Source organism: Bacteroides sp., from assembly GCF_028690125.1.
Classification (GTDB): domain Bacteria; phylum Bacteroidota; class Bacteroidia; order Bacteroidales; family Bacteroidaceae; genus Bacteroides.
Window position 1 is genome coordinate 414,577 of record NZ_JAQVBV010000001.1, and the last position, 23,034, is coordinate 437,610.

Annotated in this window: 14 protein-coding genes; 7 read left to right on the forward strand and 7 right to left on the reverse strand. The window is 39.9% G+C overall.

Features of this window, described 5'->3' with window-relative positions:
• Positions 1 to 17: 17 nt before the first annotated feature.
• The 7 genes from PHO71_RS01580 to PHO71_RS01610 all read right to left on the reverse strand — a co-directional run bounded on the left by PHO71_RS01580 (position 18) and on the right by PHO71_RS01610 (position 14,198).
• Positions 18 to 2,339: a glycoside hydrolase family 3 N-terminal domain-containing protein gene (locus PHO71_RS01580; protein ID WP_300197971.1), complete on the reverse strand. Its 2,322-nt coding sequence runs from the start codon at positions 2,337 to 2,339 to the stop codon at positions 18 to 20.
• Between the two features lie 83 nt (positions 2,340 to 2,422).
• Complete coding sequence (locus PHO71_RS01585; protein WP_300197884.1) at positions 2,423 to 3,367, reverse strand: DUF4973 domain-containing protein; 945 nt, start codon at positions 3,365 to 3,367, stop codon at positions 2,423 to 2,425.
• 17 nt (positions 3,368 to 3,384) lie between these two features.
• Positions 3,385 to 5,364 (reverse strand): RagB/SusD family nutrient uptake outer membrane protein, encoded by a 1,980-nt coding sequence (locus PHO71_RS01590; RefSeq protein ID WP_300197887.1) that lies wholly within the window; start codon positions 5,362 to 5,364, stop codon positions 3,385 to 3,387.
• A gap of 12 nt (positions 5,365 to 5,376) precedes the next feature.
• The gene (locus PHO71_RS01595; RefSeq protein WP_300197889.1) at positions 5,377 to 8,502 is read right to left on the reverse strand and encodes a TonB-dependent receptor; all 3,126 of its coding nucleotides are present in this window, start codon (positions 8,500 to 8,502) and stop codon (positions 5,377 to 5,379) included.
• A gap of 24 nt (positions 8,503 to 8,526) precedes the next feature.
• The gene (locus tag PHO71_RS01600; protein WP_300197892.1) at positions 8,527 to 9,897 is read right to left on the reverse strand and encodes an IPT/TIG domain-containing protein; all 1,371 of its coding nucleotides are present in this window, start codon (positions 9,895 to 9,897) and stop codon (positions 8,527 to 8,529) included.
• 293 nt (positions 9,898 to 10,190) lie between these two features.
• Positions 10,191 to 12,020: a GxGYxYP domain-containing protein gene (locus PHO71_RS01605; protein WP_300197895.1), complete on the reverse strand. Its 1,830-nt coding sequence runs from the start codon at positions 12,018 to 12,020 to the stop codon at positions 10,191 to 10,193.
• Positions 12,021 to 12,035: 15 nt separating this feature from the next.
• On the reverse strand, positions 12,036 to 14,198 hold the full coding sequence (locus tag PHO71_RS01610; RefSeq protein ID WP_300197898.1) for a GH92 family glycosyl hydrolase: 2,163 nt from the start codon (positions 14,196 to 14,198) through the stop codon (positions 12,036 to 12,038).
• Between the two features lie 230 nt (positions 14,199 to 14,428).
• Here PHO71_RS01610 and PHO71_RS01615 point away from each other — a divergent pair, with 230 nt between their 5' ends.
• From PHO71_RS01615 to PHO71_RS01645, 7 genes are all read left to right on the forward strand, one after another.
• Positions 14,429 to 16,960, forward strand: coding sequence for a hypothetical protein (locus PHO71_RS01615; RefSeq protein ID WP_300197901.1), 2,532 nt, complete (start codon positions 14,429 to 14,431; stop codon positions 16,958 to 16,960).
• 162 nt (positions 16,961 to 17,122) lie between these two features.
• Positions 17,123 to 18,397 (forward strand): DUF3575 domain-containing protein, encoded by a 1,275-nt coding sequence (locus PHO71_RS01620; protein WP_300197904.1) that lies wholly within the window; start codon positions 17,123 to 17,125, stop codon positions 18,395 to 18,397.
• A 6-nt stretch (positions 18,398 to 18,403) separates the two neighbouring features.
• Entirely contained in the window at positions 18,404 to 19,357 is a 954-nt protein-coding gene (locus tag PHO71_RS01625) for a DUF5119 domain-containing protein (protein WP_300197907.1), read from the forward strand.
• A 52-nt stretch (positions 19,358 to 19,409) separates the two neighbouring features.
• Positions 19,410 to 20,372 (forward strand): fimbrillin family protein, encoded by a 963-nt coding sequence (locus PHO71_RS01630; RefSeq protein WP_300197909.1) that lies wholly within the window; start codon positions 19,410 to 19,412, stop codon positions 20,370 to 20,372.
• 208 nt (positions 20,373 to 20,580) lie between these two features.
• Positions 20,581 to 21,438 carry a helix-turn-helix transcriptional regulator gene (locus PHO71_RS01635; protein WP_300197912.1) on the forward strand — a complete coding sequence of 286 codons (858 nt, stop codon included), beginning with the start codon at positions 20,581 to 20,583 and terminating at the stop codon, positions 21,436 to 21,438.
• Positions 21,439 to 21,565: 127 nt separating this feature from the next.
• Positions 21,566 to 21,787, forward strand: coding sequence for a DUF4248 domain-containing protein (locus tag PHO71_RS01640; protein WP_300197914.1), 222 nt, complete (start codon positions 21,566 to 21,568; stop codon positions 21,785 to 21,787).
• Between the two features lie 565 nt (positions 21,788 to 22,352).
• Positions 22,353 to 22,841 (forward strand): HU family DNA-binding protein, encoded by a 489-nt coding sequence (locus tag PHO71_RS01645; RefSeq protein ID WP_300197917.1) that lies wholly within the window; start codon positions 22,353 to 22,355, stop codon positions 22,839 to 22,841.
• Positions 22,842 to 23,034: the final 193 nt, after the last annotated feature.

The window sequence follows — 23,034 nt, forward strand, 5'->3', positions numbered from 1 at the left end:
TTGTTTACTATATTAATTTACTTATTGATTTTGAACTTACCTTCCAGTCTGATATCCTTTGAAGAAGCACCAACCATTACTTTAAACGTTCCCGGTTCTACCTGAAACTTCATATTCTTATCCCAGATAGCGAGGTCTTGCGGGCGTAGTGTGAAGGTTACTTCCTTCTCTTCGCCGGGTTGCAGTGTGATGCGCTCGAAACCTCTCAGTATTTTTACATACGTTGTCACACTGCTCACTTCGTCTCGGAGGTAAAGTTGCACTACTTCGTCACCGGCTCTTTTGCCTGTGTTCTTCACGGTGCAACTCACTGTTACATCTCCCAATATTCCTTGTTGTTCCGGAGAAATTTTCAGATTGCCGTATTCGAAAGTCGTGTAGCTTAATCCATGTCCGAATGGGAAAAGCGCACCGGCTACCGCAGTTCCGGAGCCACTGTCCGAACCGGGTTTGAAGGGGAAAGCAAACGGTATCTGTCCCACAGATTTGGGGAAAGTGACCGATAACCTGCCCGCCGGATTGTTGTCGCCAAAAATGGTTTCCGCCACCGCTTGTCCACAGAATTCACCGGGGAACCACGCATGGAGAATAGCGGGTACATACTTCTTTGCATAGTTGATACTGGAAGCACGACCGTCGATCATGACTAATACAACAGGTTTGCCTAATTGACAAACAGCTTTCAAAAGCTCCTCTTGTCTGCCCGGCAAGTCAAGACTGGTGCGCGAACGCTCTTCGCGTACTGTCACTTCGCTTCCTCCCAGCACCATGACCACTACTTCGGCAGCTTTTGCTGCTTCGATGGCTTCATCCATCATCTGCTGTTCCTGCGGAGTGATATCAAAAGGAAGAACTTCACTTTCGGGGAAGTGCGGGTCTACAATCTCACAACCTTTCTTATATACTACCTTCGCTCCCGGAAGTGCCTCTTCAATACCTCTGTAAACGGTTTTGATAGGTGCGTTGGCAGGACCATAACGGCAGATCAGTTCTTTTTGCTCATCTGCATTGGGACCGATCACTGCTACGGACTTCAATGTCTTTTGAAGCGGTAATACGTTATCCTGATTCTTTAAGAGTACGATAGATTGACGGGCAGCTTCCAATGCCACAGCTTGATGTTCTTTACTGTGTACCACCTTTTCCGCCAGTTTTCCGTCACCCCGATAAGGGTTGTCGAACAAACCTAACCAAAACTTCACATACAATATTTCACTTACACGCTGGTCGATCGTAGCCTGGGAAACCTTACCCTTGTCAAAAGCACTCCGCAACGGTTTGATAAAACCTGCCGGAGAACTAAAGTTGGTACGAACATTCAAACCTGCATTGACGGACTGCACAACGGCTTCTTCATTGTTTTCCGCTACATTGTGTTTGCCGGAGATGAATTCCACCGCATCGCTATCGGAAACGACATATCCCTTGAATCCCCATTCCTGACGTAATATCTGTGTAAGGAACAGGTAGCTGCCTGTAATCGGTTCGCCATCATAATCATTGTACGAGCTCATTACGCCCAATGCTCCCGCTTCCTGAAAAGCTACGCGGAATGGCTCGAGATAAAGAGTACGCATCTCGCGCGGAGCTACGTGCGGATCGGTACGCGTACCCCCGTCACGTCCTCCCACCGGGATACTATACACGGCGAAGTGTTTGGGGGTAGCTACCAACTTGTGCTTTTGTAAGCTTTGAATCATTTGTTTACCCAACTGACCAACCAGATAAGGATCTTCACCGTAGCATTCCACTGCACGTCCCCAGCGTGGATCTTGGGCTACGTCGAGAATGGGTGAATAGATATTGGTATATCCCAAAGCGGCTGCCTCCATTGCTTCCACCTCGCCGATACGGGCAATCAGTTCTTTGTTCCAGGTGCTTCCCTGCCCACACTGGGCAGGAAAGAAAGTGGCTTTTTCGTGACATACCCCACGAATACCTTCATTGGTGAAGTCTACCGGAATCCCTAGTCGTGTTTCCTCGACAAACCACCGTTGGATATCGTGTTTGGCTTTGACGTGTTTGGTGTATGGAAATGCATATTCTGAGCCGAATTTTCCCAGTCCGTTATGTTCCTCATCTATATTACCAATACCGTCTTTCCATATTTCCGACTTCCATTTGTCGGTAGGCAACACATCTGCAAGCACGCGCCCAGAGCCATAGAGAGTGGCCATCTGGCAGGTCTTCTCATCCATGTTCATCTGGCTTAGCAAGTCTTTGACGCGTGCTTCGATGGGCGCTGACGGGTCTTCGTATACATCCATCCGGCCGTTTTTGTTGAAGTCAATCCAACCTTTGCGGTAGATGCCGTCTTTCGAATCGGCTTGGGTAATCATCGGAACCGTCAGCAGGCAGCTTAGTAATGTTAGTTTCAGTTGTTTCTTCATTCTTCTTTTTTAATGGTATTAGGATTAAATCATTATTTTATTACTTCAACGTTCGGATACTCACTTCTCAATACGTTTCTAATGAGAGTGTGTGTACCTTCAAAAACCAGTTTCCGGTTGTCCAACGGGTTTTTATACTTATACTTCAGATCCAATATACTAGTCTCTATGTAATAGCGGGTATCCGTAGCATGGTATTCATACTTTCTGGCAATGGACGCTTTTATCGGTTCCAGTTCCAGGTTACCGCTCGGATCTGTAATCGTAATCTTTTCGTTCTCGTCGAAAGATATTTTTAGAATGTATTTCTTATAAGTTGCCGGGTCAGTTTCGGAAGTTGCATTTCCGGCATACATGAAGCAAGCATTCTGCGATATAGCATACAATATAGCACTACCTGTAGCGGTGTTTTGTCCAGTAGCATCGATTGTCAGTTTACCATTACCTGAATATGTGCCGTTATACTTATTGGTAAACTTAATGTTGGCCAATAGCTTGCTATATTTACCCGGACCTACCGGTTCTCCGGTAGAAGAAGATATTTTGATAGGCAACACATAATTCTCATAGATATTCTCAATCTGGTTCAAATCTATATGTATATTGGCTGTAGTCTTAAACTGACCGGCAGGAATGGTATAGGCTTCCTTGTCGAATGTGTAACAAGTAGGGGGTAATTCCAGGAAATACATTTCGGTCTGAAACTTATATCGGTCGAAGTTGTACTCTTTAAGTGTATCGGGATCATTGGTAACGGTGATTACAACATCTTTGTCATTAGCTGAAGTTCCGTTTACACTCATGTCAAGTAAGAGTAGGGCGGTGTTGTCATCCTGTATTTTCACTTCGCATTCTTTCCAACCATTCTTGTTCAGATAAGAATACTTCTGAAATAATTCATCCTTCAGTTCATCTTGGCAGGAGATGCCTCCTACTGTTATCAGGCATAAGAGGGCTATGTTGATTAATTTTTTCATATCTATTACTTTTAAGATTACCATTCAGGGTTCTGAGTTAAGTTTACATTACGTTTCAATTCCGCTTGCGGGAAAGGGAACAGATACATCTTAGGCAAGAATACCTTCTGAATATAGGTAACGGGAGTGGGAACATAATATTCCTGACGGACATCATTCGCCATCGTTATGTCTATATTGCATCCCATCAAAGGTGCTGCTTCGTCTATGTTCGCATCTTTCCATCTGCGAAGATCGAAGTAACGGAAGCTATTTTCCGTAAACAACTCGATGTGGCGTTCTCTTTTTAAGGCTGCTCTGAAGTTAGTGGGATCTCCGTAAGTCGCATCGTCAAAATCGGGCAATCCGGCACGCATTCTGATAGGTTTCATTGACTTTCTCATTTTCACAACATCACGGTTGATCTGTACTTCCTGATCATTGAATGTTTTGATGGTATATGTTTTCCCACTGGTTATTTCATTCAGAGCTTCGGCATGGATGAGGAGAATTTCTGCATAACGTATGGTAGGTTCGGTTTTGGAAGTCCGGTAGCCGCCCTCCGACCAAGAGTCTTCTTTATTTGTATACTTCTTCAATCCGACACCTGTCAGTGGAAGATTTGTTTTATAGCCTTCTTTACCATTGAACTCGTCCTGATAGTACCAGCATTGATAATTCTTCTCTGAGATTTTTGAGGTACTCTCACAATCCCAAATAGCTCCATTGAAAGCAATGCTTGCGTAAAAACGCGGTTCGCGTCTACCATACATTTTAGATACATTGGCCCCTATAAAGAGAGAACCAACTCCCATTTCCGGTTCCTTGGCAGTCACTGTAAATCCATCTTTTATATAATAATCGCCGGCTTCTTCTATGGATTTTCCGTTATCCATATAATAAGTATCTACCATCTTTTGAGTCACGCCTATTCTGTTTCCTCCTCCCGATGTTCTTGGCATACTTTTATGATTCCAACAATCTTGTATTCCATGACTACCTTCTACTCCGGTTCTGGTGAAGATCAATTCCGGATTCTTAGAGCCGCGAATGGTTCCGTCAAAAATATACTTATATGAAGAATAAGGATCTACATTTTGCCAACCATCGGGAAAATCCAGGTGCGAATACACCGGATGTTCGGGCGGAGTGACGCTATACGGATTTTTTTCGTCGGGTGCTACTATATGCAATTCGTATTTATCGAGATTGATTACATCTTCGGCAGCAGCAGCGGCGCGTGCCCATTTAGATTCGTCATACTCTTGGTTGTAAAGTACAGTGCCATCCAAATTCCGGATATTATAAAAATCTTTATTGCCATTTGACATGGGGCTGGCAGCAAACAACAAGGCTCTTGCGCGCAATGCCAAAGCTGCTCCTCTAGTCGGTCTTCCCATATTATTCTGTGCACGTGATGGAAACAAGATACGTGCAGCAATCGCCAGATCATTATCAATAAAATCGATCACTTCATCAAATGTAGCACGAGGCAACGACAGATCTTCGTAAGAAAGGCTGACATCCAATCCTTTTTCGGGAATTAAGGGTACAGGACCATACGTCTGAAGCAAACTAAAATAGGCAAAGGCACGTAAGAAACGAGCTTGTCCCTGCATATCAGAAATCTCTTCGAGTGTCATTTCTTTGCATTCCGGCACTTTTTCTATAAAAGTAGAAGCTTTACGAATACACTCATAACACCTTCTTAGATGCTCATTAAAATCTTCATTAGGAAAATTGTTGGCAGAATAATTACACTGTTGTAAACTCTTTCCGTCAGGATGCACCAAATCATCGCTCGCCCATTGAAACCAAGAGCTATAAGGAGATAGGTTAGTTCTGCCTAAGTAATCATAGTTGTTAGCCAGCCATCCGTCTACATACACTCTTTTCGAAAAGGCAGAATCGACCGATAGCATATCGTAGAAATATTTATCTACATTAAGAAAATCTGCACATGAGTGCAGAGATAAGCCTGCACAAATGATACTTATAGATAGTATTATTTTTCTCATAAAACGTGTTTTTTAAAATTCAAATCTAAGATAACCTGTATAAGTTCTATTAATAGGATAAGCAGATCCATTGCGTTCCGATTTCTTGCTTTCCGTTTCCGGATCCCATAATTTGAATGGACTCCATGTATATAAGTTCTCACCGATAAAACCGATTTGCATATTACTTACAAAGAACTTACGTGTGAAAACAGCCGGTACGGTATAACTTAGCTCAATGTTTTTCAAACGAATATAACGTCCGTCTTGTAACCAGAAGGTTGAGGCTTGACTATTATTATCATTCTTTCCATAAGTCAATCGTGGCCAGGCAGCATTAGGATTTTCTGTTGCAGGATCACCGGAAACGTCTTTGGATATCCAACGATTGGCATCTGCAGACAGTTGTAGAACGTTTCCTATGGAACCATTATGGAATGGTTGGATTCCATTACCTGTCATATAGAAATCAGACTTACCGCTTCCCTGAAATAATACACTAAGGTCGAAATTTTTCCAGTTGGCACTAAATCCTGCACCGTACTGAACTCCGGGTTGGGTTTTATATCCCAATGGAACTTTGTCATCACCGTTGATTTTACCATCACCGTTTACATCTTTGTACTTGATATCACCGGGCAAAACCTCTCTACCTCCGAATTCCTGTACCGGGCTACTACGTACGTCTTCTACGTCTTTGAAAAGTCCCAAAGCAATATAGCCGCGTGTTTGGCTGGATCTGAATCCTCTGTCCATTTTATACCACAATTCATTGGCTGCTTCGTCTTTATCAATAATTTCTGTATTCTGATAAGTCATGTTACCACGTATCGTGATTTTTACCTTTCCTATCTTCTCAGAGTATGCTGCATTCCAGTCGAAACCTTTAGACTCCATCTTACCTACGTTTGCCATTGGCACCTTATCGGCTAAGCCGGTTGTTTCAGGCATATGGTTACGTGTCATGAAGATATCATCTCGCTTATCCTTATAAAAGTCAATAGATCCTGTGAATTTATCATGAAACAGATTCACATCAATTCCCAGATTGTACTTTTTAGCAACCTCCCAAGTTAAGTTAGGTGTGCCGATAGTACCGTTACGATATCCTCCAATTTTATTTGTTCCGAATTCACCAAATGCATACTCGCTACTTGTGTTTACCAATCCGATATAGGGGAAACGGCGTCCACCGATAACGTCATTACCTACTTCACCATAGGAAGCACGGATTTTCAACATATCTATCCAGGGCGCGATATTTTTCACAAAAGGTTCTTCCGAAATAACCCATCCTGCTGAGAATGCAGGGAAGAAACCGAACTGTTTTCCTTTTTCAAAGTTCTCTGATCCGGTATATCCCCAGTTGGTTTCTAGCAGATAACGGTCCAGATATGCATAGGTAAAACGTCCTGAGTAAGCCAAGTTGCGCTTAGGAATAGAAGCAATGAGATCATCACCAAGATCGGTATCTGATAGGTCCTGCATATATACCATTGCAAATGCTCCTACACGGTGTTTCTCATTGAACAATCGGGAGTAATTCAGATATGCTTCCAAATAATAACGTTTAGTACCTCCTAATGTGGAGTTTTGTGACATCAGTGCGAGATCTTTCACTTTCCGTAAAACGAGATTTCCATTCGCGTCGCGTGCTCTGTCCGCTTCCCACAGTTCCGGAGTCTTGACACGATTCACTTCGTTTTCATTAAATGTATCGAATGCGAACGTTCCTTTGAATTTCAATCCTTTGGTGATAAAATCAAGATCTTGCTCCAGACTGAGGTTAGTCTCCATCTTATTTTTCCAGATGGTTTTATATCCTGTTTTGGTCATATAATATTCCGGTGTCTGGGTACCTCCTATCGATGGGTCCTGACCGGTGGAATAACGTCTTGGAATGGTAAGTGCAGATAAGGATGAAAAAGATCCCCATATATTATCACCATTACTTCCCGGTTGTGTTTGGTTAATTAAAAAACCGCCGATACCTATTTTGACAAGTGTCGATTTGGTAACATTCATATTAACGTTGGCACGATAGTTGAAACGTTCGTACGTAGTATTCGTGTTGTACTTGTTTTCAGCACTTTTACTTTTGTAAATACCTGCCTGATTGGTATATCCTAATGAGACATAATAGGTGACATTGGTACCACCACCACTCATATTAATATTCGCCATGTATCTGGGTGAAGATTTCTTCAACATCAGATCTCTCCAGTTTACATTCGGATATAGATCCGGGTCCATATTATTGGAGATAATATCCAGTTCCTCGCGGGTGTAACGAGGCAGTTCGTATCTTCCTATCGTTGCCTCATTCGCCAGATTGGCATAGGTAAGAGCATCTACATAATCGGGCATCTTTCCTCTGAAGTCTACACCTCCTTGTATCTTCGCGCTGATTTTCACCTTACCGGCCACACCTTGTTTGGTGGTGACCAATACAACACCATTTGCACCGCGGCTACCATAAATAGCAGTAGCCGAAGCATCTTTCAATACGGAGAAGGTTTCGATATCTTCTACGGGAATTTCATTGAAGCTGCGTTCCACACCGTCTACCAATACTAAGGCTCCCTGATTGGCTCCGAATGTACTGATACCGCGAATCCAGAATTCAGACATATCTGCTCCCGGTTCACCGCTACTTTGTACGGCGATAATACCCGGAACAACACCTGCCAGTGAGTTCGTAATATTAGAACCCGGTGATTTGAGCTGGGCTACATCGATAGTGGTATATGCGCCTGTCAGTGTTTTCTTCTGCTGGCTTCCACTGGCAGTAATTACTACTTCGTCGATGGTTTGATTATCTTCTTTTAGAATGATATTGACTTCTTTTTTATTCTTTATACTAGTTACGGGTAGTTCTTGTGTCGTATAACCGATATAAGAGATTATTAATACATCATAGGCTCCCACTTTAAGTTTGAACTTTCCATCCATATTCGTCGTCACACCAAGTCCCGGTTGATTCTTGGCTACAATGGTGGCACCGATGATGGGATTTCCCGTTTCATCCTTTACGATTCCTTCAATCTCCAGTGAGGAATCATCTTTCCGTAGTTGCTGTGCTTGTAGTTCGACCGGTATGCTCCATAATGTGGCTACCAGAAGAAACAACATACATATCTGTTTTACATAATTGTTCATAATTCTTGGATTTTGGGTTTCATGTTATTCAATTACTACCTTTCTGATGCAGTGGTTTCCGCGGTCGGCTACATATAACGTGTTCCTGTGGAATGTCAATGCTTCCGGTTCGAAGAATTTCGCTTTATCGGGTAGTCCGTCAGCATGTCCGCTTTCACGAGGTTTGCCGGCGTATAGAGATACTGTTCCTTTCGGAGTTATTTTGCGTATGCAATGATTAAACTTATCAGGTATCAGCAGGTTCCCTTCCGGATCAAGGCATGGAGAACTCGGTTGATTGAAACGGGCTGCGAGGCCTTCGCCATTCTCATAGCCCGATGAGGACCATTCACCTGCAAAAGGTTCGGGAGTACCGAATGTATGAGTAGTTGCGTCGTAAGATACTTTGTAGATACAATGTTTGGCACGTAATACTAAATAAAGGACATTTCCTTCTTTGTTGAATAACAGGCGCATATCCATACCGTTATAGCTACCTCTCACATTGAACATTTTTTCATATCCGTTCGGAGCGTTCTTGTTGTACTTATATATAGCTCCTTCGTCATTGTGATCAAAGAATAGTTCTCCTGTTTTGGGGTGTACAACAACCGAAGCAGTAGTCGATTTAGGGAAATTGACAAGTGCTTTTACATTGACAAAGTTCGCATCCCGGGTAGAATACATCACGGCTACATCATTTCTTACTTCACCGGCATAGCGGTTTGCCATAAATAGTGTATCCTGAGTAATGTTAAAGGCAACTGCATTACAAGATTGGAAAGGACCGGAACTACAATAAACGAGCGTTTCTACTTCTCCATTGGATGCTTTTCGAAGTGCTCCGTTTCTTTCTGTACCACGACCTTCATCTACCCAAAAGATAGTACCGTCTTTATCGGTCGTTATCTGCCAGGGGCGACGCAACAAAGCTACTGTATAAGCTCCGTCAAGACGATCGTCCGCAGCCTGTTTTCCCGGCGTACCGATCAATGTGGATACATTACTCTTGAACATATATCTGAATTCTTTGTCGGAAGTATATTCTACTTCTTCTTCTCCCTTCTTGATATACAAGCGTACATATCCCGTATCGGCACGAGCAGGCACTACGGCGTACAGGATGTTGTCGTTTACGCGCACGACTTTTGCCCTGAGTTCATTTACTGTTACTCGTACATAATTGGTATCCGTACCAAAATTAGTACCTCTCAAGATCAGTTTTGTACCTAGTCCTCCACTATCCGGATAGAAGGTTTCAAAGGTTGATTCTACATCCGCTTTGGGCGGGAAAAAAGTCTCTGAGTTACTCTTTATTTCATCATTGCTACAGCAAATGACGAAGAAAGAGAGGAGTACGACGCATATGGGAAGCGTCACCCTTGCTTTACAACTGTTGAATTTTAAATTTTCCATAATTCTTAGATTGTGATTATTAGTAAGATTAATGTCTCATTAACTAATGGCATTTGAATTAAAATGCTTTAATACTGTTGCGGAGGTGGTTTGATTTTGTTCTTCATATTTAAATTACTAGAAAGTTTTATCGAATCTTTTTGTACTTAGATTGAGTGGCGAAATAAACGATATGCCATTAAAAGAAAGATTAATCTTGGGTTAATTAATCGGGGAATCTTATTAATCCTTTTGTCTTTTATTTAATTAATCCAAGATTATATCCTTTGTATCATGTTATTCCCGTGTCTGTTCTATTTATACGTATTTAGTAGTTTGGTAGTTTGCTCCCTGTTATGCTTCATCCTCATTCTCCATATCAATTCCTGCAAGCTGACACATTTAAAGTTGCTTGGCAATCTTCGTTGGCACATGGCAGCTGCACCTGCACCGGAGACATTTCCTTTGGCTGCTTCTCCTACCTCATCATCCGAGTTGCCTATATCAGCAAATGAGCTCCATGCGTGGATATCTATCAGGCTGAAGTCCGGTTGTTCTTTTTTGAGCAAATTAGCTACATAAGCAGGTGTACCTTGCCCGTTTGAATTGTTTTTGCCGAAATTCCAAAGTGTATATCTGACGGTGATTACAGGAATCTCAATGCCATCACTGTTGGTAAACCAAAACGTTTCACCATGACCTCCATTGTACGGTACATACTGTACCACGATGATTCCCTCCAACCGGTTGTTTGCTTTGATGAAAGTTTGATAAGCATTGCGAGCATTTTTTGATTTTGCGTCGTTGGTGAATAGTCCGAGTACTTTAACACGGTGTTGGCGCATATGCGCTGATACTTTATTTGCTAAAGAGTTTAGTTCTTTCTGAGTGTCTTTCTTACTGGCAAAATCATCTATGTAGATGTATCCACCGCCACAATTCTCTACGAGCGTATTTTCTACACCTTGGTGATCGACAATGTTTTTATATACCGGTGGGGCTATCATGCTTAAATTGGTAGATGGAATGCCAAAGGCCATCTTTACATCTTTTGTCTGGCCATGATTGAACCAATCGTTGTACCAGATATGGAATATCCATTGTACATTATCTCCATCTGATAGATAATAACTTATATATTTGTTGGGGTCATTTTCAGGATAGATTCTATTGGCGGGGTTTATCACATTCACCAATAGATCTTTCTGCCTTTGAGAATAGTTGAGAGAAGTCAGTGACATATTCATATAGTAATTGCAAGGTACCATGAGATGTCCTTTCTCACTAATCTTCTGTACAAAAGAGTGCTCATCCAAATCTTCCCAGCCATATATGGGAGAACAGGGCTTTAGCCAATCTAATACTTCGTTCAATAAGTTCCAGTTATGACCTTTGTCATTTCTAATGTTTAAAACGAATAGACCATTTGTGATGGCGAAATCTTTTATATCATTGGTTAAAGCTCCCATCAGTACCAGAGACTTATTGTTGCATTTGTCTTTGAACTCCCTCCAGGCATCCTTGGTTGTCTTCTGTCTTGCGTCATAAACCATATTTAAGCCCATTTCATCGTATACGGTTTTGTCGCGGACATCTACAATGATGGCACTATGTACATGAGAAGCAACAGCTGCAACAGGCGAACTTTCCGCATTATTTGTTATGTCAGTCAGTACGTATCCTTTTATTAAATGAGAGAATCGACCGGATTTTAAAAGTGCAATTCCATCTTCTTTCGATTCTTCGGTAGCACCTTGTTTTTTCAGCTCTTGTTTGCATAAAGTGTATGAATAACGATTGTTGGGATCTTCGAGCCAAATGGCGTAGTCGCACTCTTTGTTTTCAACAGCCCGATTCACAATGCCCGCTAAAGATTGGCACATATTTGTATATGGCAATCCCTTCTTTAGTTCCGGATAATTCGTATCCGGCTGCGTATTTCCCATTGGACAAACATAATATCCTTTGGGAAGAACGTGAGACTCCAATGACCAGAATTGCCCACGATTGCTTGGCTCATCAACTTGTGCTAAATAATTGGTTTTAGGCTCTATCAGACCTCCTTCGTCGTTCCCTTTTATTTTTGAGTCTTCACAGCCGAAAGAGATCAATAGAGGAATAAGATAAAATAAATATATCCTCATTGTATAGGTCGTTGTTTATAATCCCCACTTTTTATTAGCCTTGTCTCTGGTTTTATATTCGATGGTTCCTCCGTTTCTTATTTCAGTCCAGTCAATCCATGGCTTTTTTATTTTTGTTCCGTTCATTTCCATATTGTGGATATATGGGGTAGACATACTGCCTCCGGTCAATTTGAGGTCTCCTTTAGGTAGATGTAGAGTAATATCCTCAAAATAAGGTGCGGTGACACTGAATCCTGCTATTCCGGGGATCATAGGATATAGTCCGATAGAAGCAAAAATATACCATGACCCCATTGAACCACAATCATCGTTGCCGGGTAATCCATTCGGTTTTGACGAGTACATTTCATTCAATATTCGGTGTACAGTTTCGGATGATTTAAAAGGACGTTCTGTCCAGTTATAGATCCAGGGAACCTGGAAGTTTGGCTCATTGCCCGCAGCAAAATAATGGTCATCATAACCGGCATCTAGACGTACGAAGAGGCTATCCAATCGTTTGGAAGCTGCTTCCTTGCCTCCAATGGTGTCTATCAAAGTTTCCAAGTCATAAGGAACCATCCAGAAGTAGTTTTCTTTCGTTGCTTCACGCCAATCATGGTCGGGGTTTTTCCAGTTCATATCATGATTGTGGCGCGAACGTAACCATTTTGTAGAGGAATCATATAAGTTCTTCCAATTAAGTGAACGATTCATGAAAAAAGAAGCATCTTGGTCGATTTTCATGACTTGTAACGCAAACTGTCCGATAGCATAATCCGATGAGGTATATTCGAGGCATAGAGATGCATTCTCAATACCTTTATTTATATAATTGGATAATCCCGGACGCACTTCCACATCTTGTGAATATGTACCGGGTATGCATGCGCCACGCTTCATGTGTTTATAGGCAGTTTGAATGTCGAAATCTTGACCTCCGAATGCATATGTATTAGCGATAATGATAGGCATCGGGTCACCGTGCATCACTCCCGTTTCTATATTTACGGCAATCCAACGCCCATAACCTCCCGCTTGCTCCGCAAAGTCTACAGCAGATTGCATCATATCAGAAGACTCTTTCGGATAGAACATGGCCAGAAGCTGGCATTGTGTCCGATAGGTATCCCATCCGCTGAAAGTAGTGTAATATTCTCTACCCGGCTGTACTTTGTGGACTGCAAAATCAGCACCGATATACTCTCCGTTTATATCATTAAATATATTAGGATGAATAAGTGTGTGATACCAATGTGTATAAAATTGGGTGAGTTTGTCTCTGTTGTCCGATTGAACTTCGATCTTACCCAATTGTTTGTTCCATTCATTGCGTGTATCTGCTAATACCTGCTGGTAGTTGCGACTATCATTGTCCAGACGCAGATTCTCCCTGGCATTTTCGATAGATACATAAGAAATAGCTATTTTATATTCCACTGTACTTCCCTTTTCTGTATCAAAAGTAAAGTATCCTCCGGATTTTGCTCCACCGATTTGTTCTCTGTCTTTTCTTACATTCTCTCCTTTCCAGGTTCCGAATTCTTTGGCTTTACGGTTAAATTCAGCGACAAAGAATATGCGGTAATCGGTTTTGTATCCGCAAAAGTCGCCTCCTTCGGCATATCCTTCGCAAGAAGAAGGAGACGTGATTTCGATAAAGGCGTTTGAAAGGTCTGTTGAACTGACTCCTGAACCGATCAATACAGTACCCTCTCTATTATCCGCTGGGAAAACGAACTGAGCTATTCCACTCCGTTTTGATGCTGTAAGGTTACAGACAATTCCATCCTTCATTTGGAGAGAAAGGCAACCTGCAGTAGATTCTTCGACAGATTTGTACCGAGGGAAGTCGTTCATATCTTTAGGAGATTTTGTCAATGGTCCACTGATGGGAAGTACAGGGAAGTTACCCATGTGCGCACACCCCGAACCGGACATCTGATTGATAACAATTCCTTTTTGAGGTGAGAAAAAAGAAGGCGTAAATTGTATCATTCCAAACGGATAACTGGCACCGATATAAGTATATCCGCAACTCAATCCGTTGCCTTCACTTCCGATACGTGTATCTACTAATTGGGCATAGCTTGTAGTCTGTTGTTTCTGCTCTGTGGTTTGAGCACTGCTGTTTTCACAGATGAATGCCAATAAGAATAATACCGGTAAAAAATTGAGGTAGTAGTTTCTTTTCATTGCAATGATTCTTTAGATTAATTCGTGGCAAAGAAACGTGAGAGCTATTAATAGAGGGATTAAATTCGGGTTAATTAATTGCAGATTTTCTTTAATTCTATGATTATAAACGCTATCTTTGTCTCAAAGTAAGTCCTAATATTATGGTCGGCAGCACAAAATATAAGTTTTTATTTGTTAAACTAATAATACTACTAACTGCAATTCCTCATTTAAACGCTCAGGGTTTAATGTTTTATGGAAATAAACTACCTATTGAGCAACGAACTTCTTACACTCTTTTTGATAAGGATAAGCTGCCTGTCTTTTCCGGTTATGTTGATATTGAATTTGATCTGAAAATATCTCAGAGTGATACATTTGGCTATTTGCTTCATTTGGTTGATCCCGAAAACCATGATGCTTATAGTTTGACCTATAGTTATGTAAATAATAAGACAAGCATTTTTAAGTTCAATACAGAAGGAAAAAAGAATCACATTGCTATTACCATGCCAAATGATTCGATTATATCGCGCTGGCTCAGGGTGAAACTGCATATTGATTTCTTGTCCGGAAAAAGTAGGATGTCAATAGGCAGTCAAAGTACCAATGGAGATATCGGACTTATGAAACAGTTGCAGCAAGTGCAACCTATGTTTATTTTCGGACGAAGGAAGCATTTGGTTGATGTTCCTGCTTTTTCGATTAGGGAACTGAAAGTGTTGGGAAAAGGACAGGATTATAGCTTTTTGTTGAATGAAAGTAAAGGAAATCTGGTGCATGACAGCGAGGGGAAAATAAGAGGTACAGTGATAAATCCTTATTGGTTAATTAATGATTCTTATCATTGGAAGCAGGTGACAACATTCATTTCATCCGTATCTATGGGATCAAAATTTAATGTCGAGGCACAAGAAATACAGTTTATCACTCCCGACTCTTTTTTCACTTATCAAGTGGGTACGAAGAAATCTCAGAAAAGACCCTATGCCAATGAAATGCCCGTGAAAATGCAGTTGGGGACTAATTTCATTAATGGAGCAACCGGAAACATCTGTGCATATGAAATCAATAACTTGCCGATAGGAAGTATTACGATGGCTACTTTAGATCGATCAACTCTAATGTGGCAACCGTTGGGCAAAGCTTTCACCAAAGTTCAGTTGCATCATCATAATGGCTTTTGGGATAAAGACAATAATCGCTATTTGGTATTCGGCGGATTTGGTAACAGATTATATAGCAATACATTTCTGACTTATAATGAACCGGAGGACAGATGGGATACGCTTCACTTTAAAGGGGACAATATAACACCACGTTTTTACTCTTCGATGGTATCGTCCGGAAAAGGGAACTATCTGTATATTTATGGAGGAGTAGGTAATGAATCGGGTGATCAGAGTATCGGTCATAATTATTATAATGATTTATATGGAGTGGATCTGAAACGTCGGACTATTAAGAAATATTGGAGCCATCCGAATGAAGAAAACAGGGTACCATCCGAACAAATGATTCTATCAGAAGACGGAAAATCATTGTATACCATTCGTTATGCTGAATATATTAAATCTACATATCTGGAATTGTATCGGATGTCGGTAGAGAATGGTGATATGGAACAATTGGGTGATTCTATTCCTTTCATTTCCGGTTCCATTAAGTCTACTGTTTCGTTGTTTCATAATCCGGTGCTTAATGAGTTCTATTGTGTTACTCAAGAAGTAGATGAACATACTAAGCAAGTAAAAGCCGTGATTTATACGTTGGCAGCTCCTCCTGTCAGTAATGCTGAGATGGAATATTATTCTATGGAAGAAGGTGAAATGGGTACTTTGAGATGGATTTTTTCATCTTTAGCTTTGGTAGTTTTTATTCTTGGGGGTATAGTATTTGTATATGTTCTCCGAAAAAAGAGGGAAACTAGAAACGATAATTATAAAACTACTACTAATGTTTCGTCGGATATTTATCTCCAAAAGAGTAAAAACAGAGATGAGGAAGAAATTTCCGGTTCGACAAGTGTTAGTCCGTTAGTCAAGCGGCAAGCGGAATGTAATAAGATCTATGTATATGGTCGATTCACGATATATGGTCGGAATGGACGTGATATTACTTATCTATTCAGTAAAAAATTGAAATACATCTTCTTATATATTTTATTGGATAGTGCTGAAAAAGGAGAAGGTGTTAATTCTTCTTCATTAAATGAGATTTTCTGGCCTGATAAATCGGAAGATAAGGCAAAGAATCTGAAAGGTGTGACTATTAGTAATCTTCGTAAGGTATTGTCGGAGTTGGATGGTATTAAACTTGTTTATGAGAGGGGTGTTTTTAAAATTTCGATAGATAAAAGTATCTGTTATTGTGATTACTTCTGTTTGCATGACCATTTAACCACGCATCCGCAGTCTTGTAAATCTTTCCTCAATATATGGGAAAGAGGTAGGTTGCTGGAAAACGAGGAGGATTCTTTGTATGACAAATACAAACAACATTCGGAAGATGTTATTTTCTCTTTGCTGCCTAAGGATCTACCTATATATTATCGACAGAATGAGTTTTCATATGTGTTGCGAATTTGTTTTATAATTCTGAGAAGAGATCCTCTAAGCGAGAAGGCGTTGTCATATTGCGTACGCTCTTATAAGAAATTGAATGATTTTGCAAGTCTTTCTAAGATATACTCTACCTTTATTATTGAATATCGGAAAAGTATGGGAGAAGACTATAAAAAAACAATAGAACAATTACTGCTAGAAGATAAGAATGTATAGTCTCATTTTCGGAAATAATAAGCTAACACCTGCTAAAAACTCTTCAAACTTGCAAATTTGTTCCAATCGTTTCACAGAACATTCCATGCCCTGAAAATAGTCATATAAGTGTGATTGTTTTAATTTTCCAACCTCTATATTTGTTCGCAGAAACGAACAATTATGAAACATGGTGTCTACATTCTAGCTTTTTTGGGAATACTTTTGAACCAGTCGGAAGGGTATGCTTCAGTTTCATCTATAGCTGTCGTGAAGGATACAACTTTTCAAGTAGTTGTTTATTTTAGTGAGAATGAGAGTCGTATTGATTCTTGTTATAGGAGCAACGGTAGAGCCATCGCTTTGTTGGATTCTTTGTTTGATTCGAATTCAGGAACAGACTCTGTCGTTTTAATAAAAGGAGAAGCTTTTGCCTCACCCGATGGTGAATGTAATGGTAATATCGACTTGTCTGCCAGAAGAGGAAATTCGGTAAAAGAATTACTACAAAATCGTTATCCTTCTATTGATAAAGAAAAGATTGACTTTTTGGCTAAGGGAGAAGATTGGACAGGATTTCGCAGATTGGTATCTGCTGATTTAAATCTGCCCGACCGGGAAGAAGTGTTGATGCTCATTGATTATCATAAGGAAGATATGATGAAGCGGAAGCAATTATTACGAAAATTAGATCGTGGAATCCCTTATCGGTCTATAGTGTATGATGTACTGCCAGAATTAAGAAGGGTAGCCATTGCTGTAGTTCGGAAATTACCTTCAAAAGAAAAGAATACTTTTAAACCTGCGACTTCCACTAGCGAATTATTTGTTTCAACACAAGGAGAAGAGTTTCTGGATGGTAATCCAAATAAGACGGTGGCAGAAATTTCCTGTAAAAGTTCTTGTAAGGATACTGGTGAGGAAGTGGAAGTCTCGGTGAAAAGTAAAACAATTCTAGCAATAAAGAATAATTTATTATATGATTTGGTGCTTGCGCCAAATTTGGAGATCGAGATTCCGATAGGTAAAAGATGGTCTTTAAATACTGAATATAAATGTCCGTGGTGGTTGAATACTAAGCATGAATTTTGTTATCAGCTTCTTTCCGGAGGCGTGGAAGGACGTTATTGGTTGGGTAACCGTCGGGAACGTAATAGACTGACGGGTCACTTCTTGGGACTTTATGCGGAAGGTGGTATTTATGATTTTCAGTTTCGGGGAGATGGTTATCAGGGTAAGTACTACGGAGCTGCCGGGGTGACATACGGATATACAAAACAGTTGGCGCGACATTTTTCGTTGGAGTTCAGCTTGGGTATAGGATATTTGGCAACGGAATATAAGAAATATACTCCTTACGAAGGAGATATTGTTTGGATGAATAGTGGTCGTTATCATTTTATTGGTCCTACCAAAGCAAAGGTTTCTTTAGTATGGGTGATAGCGACAAGCAGATAGTGATGTATGCAAGATGTGAAATATATATCTCTTATGTTTCTGTTCACGCTGTTGGCGTTAGGAGGATGTAGCCGTCGGGAAGTTTTGGATAATTATCCGGTTAGCGGAGTAGAAATATCACTTGACTGGGATGGTGTAACAGATAAACTGCCGGATGGGGTTAGAGTGATTTTTTACCCGATAAATGGAGCGGGTAGGAAAGTGGATACTTATCTTTCGGTAAGAGGTGGTAGTGTCAAAGTTCCTCCGGGACGATATTCGGTAGTAGTTTACAATTACGATACGGAGACAGTGCAAATCAGGAATGAAGGTGCTTATGAGACGATTCAGGCTTTTACCGGACATTGCAATGGGTTGGGGATAGCAGGTACAGAAAAGTTGATTTGGGGACCAGATCCACTATATGTTGTGAATGTAGATGAATTGCAGATAAAAAAGAGTGATGAGGCACTTCTTTTGAACTGGAAGCCTGAGCCGGTAGTAAAAACCTACTCTTTTAAAGTAAAGGCCGAAGGGTTACAATATGTTTCTGCAATTGTTGGAGTAGTGGATGGTATGGCAGGCTGCTATTGTTTAGGTAAATGCCATAAAATGATAGGTGAAGCTCCTATTTATTTTGAAGGTGTGGCACGTGCCGGGGAGATCGTTGGGAGTTTTACTGCTTTTGGGATGCCTGGGAATACAGTTACTAGAGCAGAAAGTGGTGTAGTGAAGTTGATGCTGGCATTTGTAAAAACAGATAAGAGTGTACATAAGGTTGAAGTTGATGTAACAGATGTGATTACTGATTCGGAAAGTGGTGGTGGAGAAGAGGGACCTTCCAAAGAAATAGAGCTTCCTCTGGAAGAAGATATAGTAATTGAAAAGCCGGATAATCCGTCCGGTGGTGGAGATGGTGGTATAGGTGGAGATGTTGGTGATTGGGGAGATGAAGAAGATGTTGAGCTACCAATGAAGTAAGATTAATAGCATAAATAGAATAAACAATATTATGAATTTAAAAAGTATGATTATGAAGAAAATTTTATTAGCAGTTGCAACGGTAATGGCTATTACAGGTTGCTCACAGAATGAAGAGTTTGATGCACAAGGAACAAACAATGAAATTAATGTTGGTACTATAGTTAAAAAGTCACCGAGAGCAACGGTAACGGATAATGCCTCCTTTAAAGCTTTTACGCTAAGTTCTTTTATCGTAGATGAAAATCAAAATTATGGCACAAATGGCTTAGGTAGTGCTTATATGGATGGAATTTCTTATTCTGGCATTAAAGGAAATTGGACAACTGATGGTGGCAAATATTATTGGCCTACTGCCAAGAATGTACAGTTCTTTGGTTATTCAGGGGGAACGAATTTTGCAGCTCCTGCAACAGGATATCCAACTTTATCATTTACAATAGAAAACACCTCTAATGAACAGAAAGATCTTGTTGTTGCTGCTGTGAATACAGGAAAGCCAGCTGACGATGCTAAAGTACAACTGGATTTTAAGCATATTCTTACTAAAATTAATTTCTCATATAAGCCAGAAAATGGTTATACCTATGCAATCACAAAATTAGAGATTAAAGGTATAAAAGGAGGAACTGCGACTTATACTTTTGCTGCTGATCCGGTTGACGGAAATTGGGGAGAAGGTAGTTCTAGTGTCACTTATGAATATCCTGTTACTATTGGTAATACTGCAACAGATGGTTATTATACATTAGATTCAACAAATGGTTCATTGATGCTATTGCCACAAACAATTGCTACTGATGTTGCAACGGTTTCGATTGCGTATACAGCAACAAAAGCAGGGGGATATACTTATACTGCTGAAAATAAAGTTATTAAAATTCCGGCATCTACTTGGACAGTTGGTCAAAGTATACGTTACAAATTAGCTTTGCCTGCTGGAGATGGAGAAATTGGAGTTGATACAGATGTAGTAAATAATTGGGATACTGAAACTCCAAGTGAAATTCAATAAATTTATTTAGCTACTGTACTCAATTTAGTGTAGATTATTTGATAAGTTGTATTATACTTTATAATCTTCCCTTATATTTCTAGCGCTGCATAAATCAACTGATTTATGCAGCGCTTTTTGTGAATATTCAACTTTTCTCCTTTTTTTATTGTAATATGAAACATTTGATATACATTTGTCGCAAACAGCAACAAACAACGGAATACGTATGTCACCTACATGTCAAGGCGATTGGGACTGTCAGCGCTGTCCTAAAGCCGTGGACAATGCAATCACTCATATTATCTATAAGAGAGGATTCCATCAAACGGCTCGAAAATGTGAAGAGAACTTTATCCTTTTTTTATTGAAGGGAGAACTCCTCGTTAATAGTCTGGAATATGCAGGTACTATGCTAAATGCAGGAGAATTTCTCCTGCAAGCTATTGGATCGAAGTTTGAATTTCTTGCGATGAGTGAAGCAGAGTGTATCTATTATCATTTTACTCAACCTGAATTGTTTTGTAATTTCCGTTTCGATCATATAATGAATAAAGTTCCCTCTCCACTTATCTATTCTCCTTTGAAGATAACTGAAGAATTGCAATATTTTTTGGAAGGAACCAGATCTTATTTAGGTGAACCTAAAGTTTGCCGGGAACTATTAACCTTGAAACGGAAAGAGTTGGCATTTATTTTAGGACATTATTATTCCGATTATGATTTGGCTAGTCTGGTACATCCGCTTTCGAAGTACACCAGTAGTTTTGAATATTTCATTCTTCAAAACCATAAGAAGGTGAAAACCGTAGAAGAACTAGCTCACTTGGGAGGATATACTGTCAGTACTTTACGCCGAATTTTCACTAACGTATTCCATGAACCGGTGTACGAATGGATGCAGGCGCGCCGTAAAGAAGGGATTTTGGATGACTTGGCTAACTCTGATTACAGTATTTCCGAAATATGCTTTAAGTATGGCTTTGAATCGCTCCCCCATTTCTCTAATTTTTGTAAAAAATCATTTGGGGTATCTCCTCGTAATCTCCGCCAACAGAATGTTTTGGGAGATGCTCAAACAGCATAATGTCATATAATAATATTGTATTTGATGCATATATTAACGCCGAAAGGCTTAAAGACTTGACAACGGCTTTTTGATGTTGTATATTTGTAGTCGTAAACAATAAAACTACAAATTAAAATTTAGACGAATGAGAGGGTTTTTATCTTTTGCTGTACTTGCTGCGTTGTACTTCTCCGGATGTACAACGAGTAAAAATGCAGTGCACTGTCTCAGCCGATGGATTAAAGGTTGTACTCCGTTGGTTAAAGAGCTTATGCCAACCGGTTATTTGCCATATAATCATCGGTATTTGACTACTAAACAGTATAAGATTATAACAAAACATCTAGGTGATCCTTATGAGGATTAGGGTATAAGTAACCCGTTTATGAACCGGAGGCTGCGAACTTTTAAGAAGTTGGCAGCCTTTTTTATTGCGTTAATGCAATTATAAACTAATAAAAGAGAATCTCGAGTTTATGCATAAACTATATGACCGTTTATGCATAAACTGTGAAGTACTTTATGCATAAACTTGAAAGTAGATTTAGTATAAGCCATTCACTTTTTTATATGTAGTCAATTCTAAAAAGATAGTTCTGATATTTTTTTAATCTATAAAATGGTAAATTATTAATATGTTTAATTGGCTCTTTTGATTATACAAGAAAAAGAATCTTTATATATATTGTTTATAGTTCACTTAATATGATATTAACGCATTTATGGGAAAAAATGTATTTCTTGATAATTAATTGATTGATAAAAACTTATTGTGCTATATTTTTTGTGCGAATAAATGAAAGGGGATAAAAGGGGGACAAAAGGGGACTGGGTGGTTTGCAGCCCGTTATATCTTTGCAGAGTCATTTGAAACAAGAACAAATGGCAAAATAGTAAACCTTATTTTTTTAACCAATTAAACTTTAACAATTATGGCTTTAGAGTATGTAGTAACAAAAAGAGTGTTCGGATTTGACAAAGAGAAAAACGAAAAGTATGTGCCTAAATCGGTTCGTTCCGGTAAAGTAAATTTTACAAAGATGTGTCGTAAGGTGAGTGAACTTTGCGGTGTGCATCGGAAAGTAGTAGATCTGGTAGTAACTGGATTGGTAGATAAGATGGCTGAGGACATTGATGACGGAAAGAGCGTTCAACTGGGGGATTTTGGAATCTTTACTCCTACTATTTGTGCGAAAAGTTCGGATAATGCAGAGGATGTATCGGCAAAATCTATCGTTCGAAGAAAAATCCTATTTTATCCCGGAAAGATCATTAAATCGACTTTAGAGGATATGAGCGTGACACGTCGTACGGAACCTGACACGGATTATACCAATGGGAGCCGCAACAATGGTGGTAGTACCGGAAAGCCGGATGCCGGAGGTGATGATAATGGTGAGTCGCCCGACCCGACATTATAACTGACAGATGCTTGTAGTAAAGAGGTTGTTCGGCATGGAATTTGAGAATTTACTAGCTTAGATCCTCTTTAAAGGAAATCCCCTTATTTTATCCCTGTTTTATGAATTGAAAAGGGAGAAATAAGGGGATTGTTGTATTTATAAGGGTGGTTTTATGAAAATCTGAATAAATAGAATAATCTTTTATACAGAT

Bases quoted from the DNA above. Each gene is read 5' to 3' on its own strand.
- PHO71_RS01590 (WP_300197887.1), bottom strand. From the start codon at position 5,364: ATGAGAAAAATAATACTATCTATAAGTATCATTTGTGCAGGCTTATCT.
- PHO71_RS01645 (WP_300197917.1), top strand. From the start codon at position 22,353: ATGGCTTTAGAGTATGTAGTAACAAAAAGAGTGTTCGGATTTGACAAA.
- PHO71_RS01585 (WP_300197884.1), bottom strand. From the start codon at position 3,367: ATGAAAAAATTAATCAACATAGCCCTCTTATGCCTGATAACAGTAGGA.
- PHO71_RS01630 (WP_300197909.1), top strand. From the start codon at position 19,410: ATGAAGAAAATTTTATTAGCAGTTGCAACGGTAATGGCTATTACAGGT.
- PHO71_RS01615 (WP_300197901.1), top strand. From the start codon at position 14,429: ATGTTTTATGGAAATAAACTACCTATTGAGCAACGAACTTCTTACACT.
- PHO71_RS01610 (WP_300197898.1), bottom strand. From the start codon at position 14,198: ATGAAAAGAAACTACTACCTCAATTTTTTACCGGTATTATTCTTATTG.
- PHO71_RS01595 (WP_300197889.1), bottom strand. From the start codon at position 8,502: ATGAACAATTATGTAAAACAGATATGTATGTTGTTTCTTCTGGTAGCC.
- PHO71_RS01625 (WP_300197907.1), top strand. From the start codon at position 18,404: ATGCAAGATGTGAAATATATATCTCTTATGTTTCTGTTCACGCTGTTG.
- PHO71_RS01580 (WP_300197971.1), bottom strand. From the start codon at position 2,339: ATGATTACCCAAGCCGATTCGAAAGACGGCATCTACCGCAAAGGTTGG.
- PHO71_RS01620 (WP_300197904.1), top strand. From the start codon at position 17,123: ATGAAACATGGTGTCTACATTCTAGCTTTTTTGGGAATACTTTTGAAC.
- PHO71_RS01605 (WP_300197895.1), bottom strand. From the start codon at position 12,020: ATGAGGATATATTTATTTTATCTTATTCCTCTATTGATCTCTTTCGGC.
- PHO71_RS01600 (WP_300197892.1), bottom strand. From the start codon at position 9,897: ATGGAAAATTTAAAATTCAACAGTTGTAAAGCAAGGGTGACGCTTCCC.
- PHO71_RS01640 (WP_300197914.1), top strand. From the start codon at position 21,566: ATGAGAGGGTTTTTATCTTTTGCTGTACTTGCTGCGTTGTACTTCTCC.
- PHO71_RS01635 (WP_300197912.1), top strand. From the start codon at position 20,581: ATGTCACCTACATGTCAAGGCGATTGGGACTGTCAGCGCTGTCCTAAA.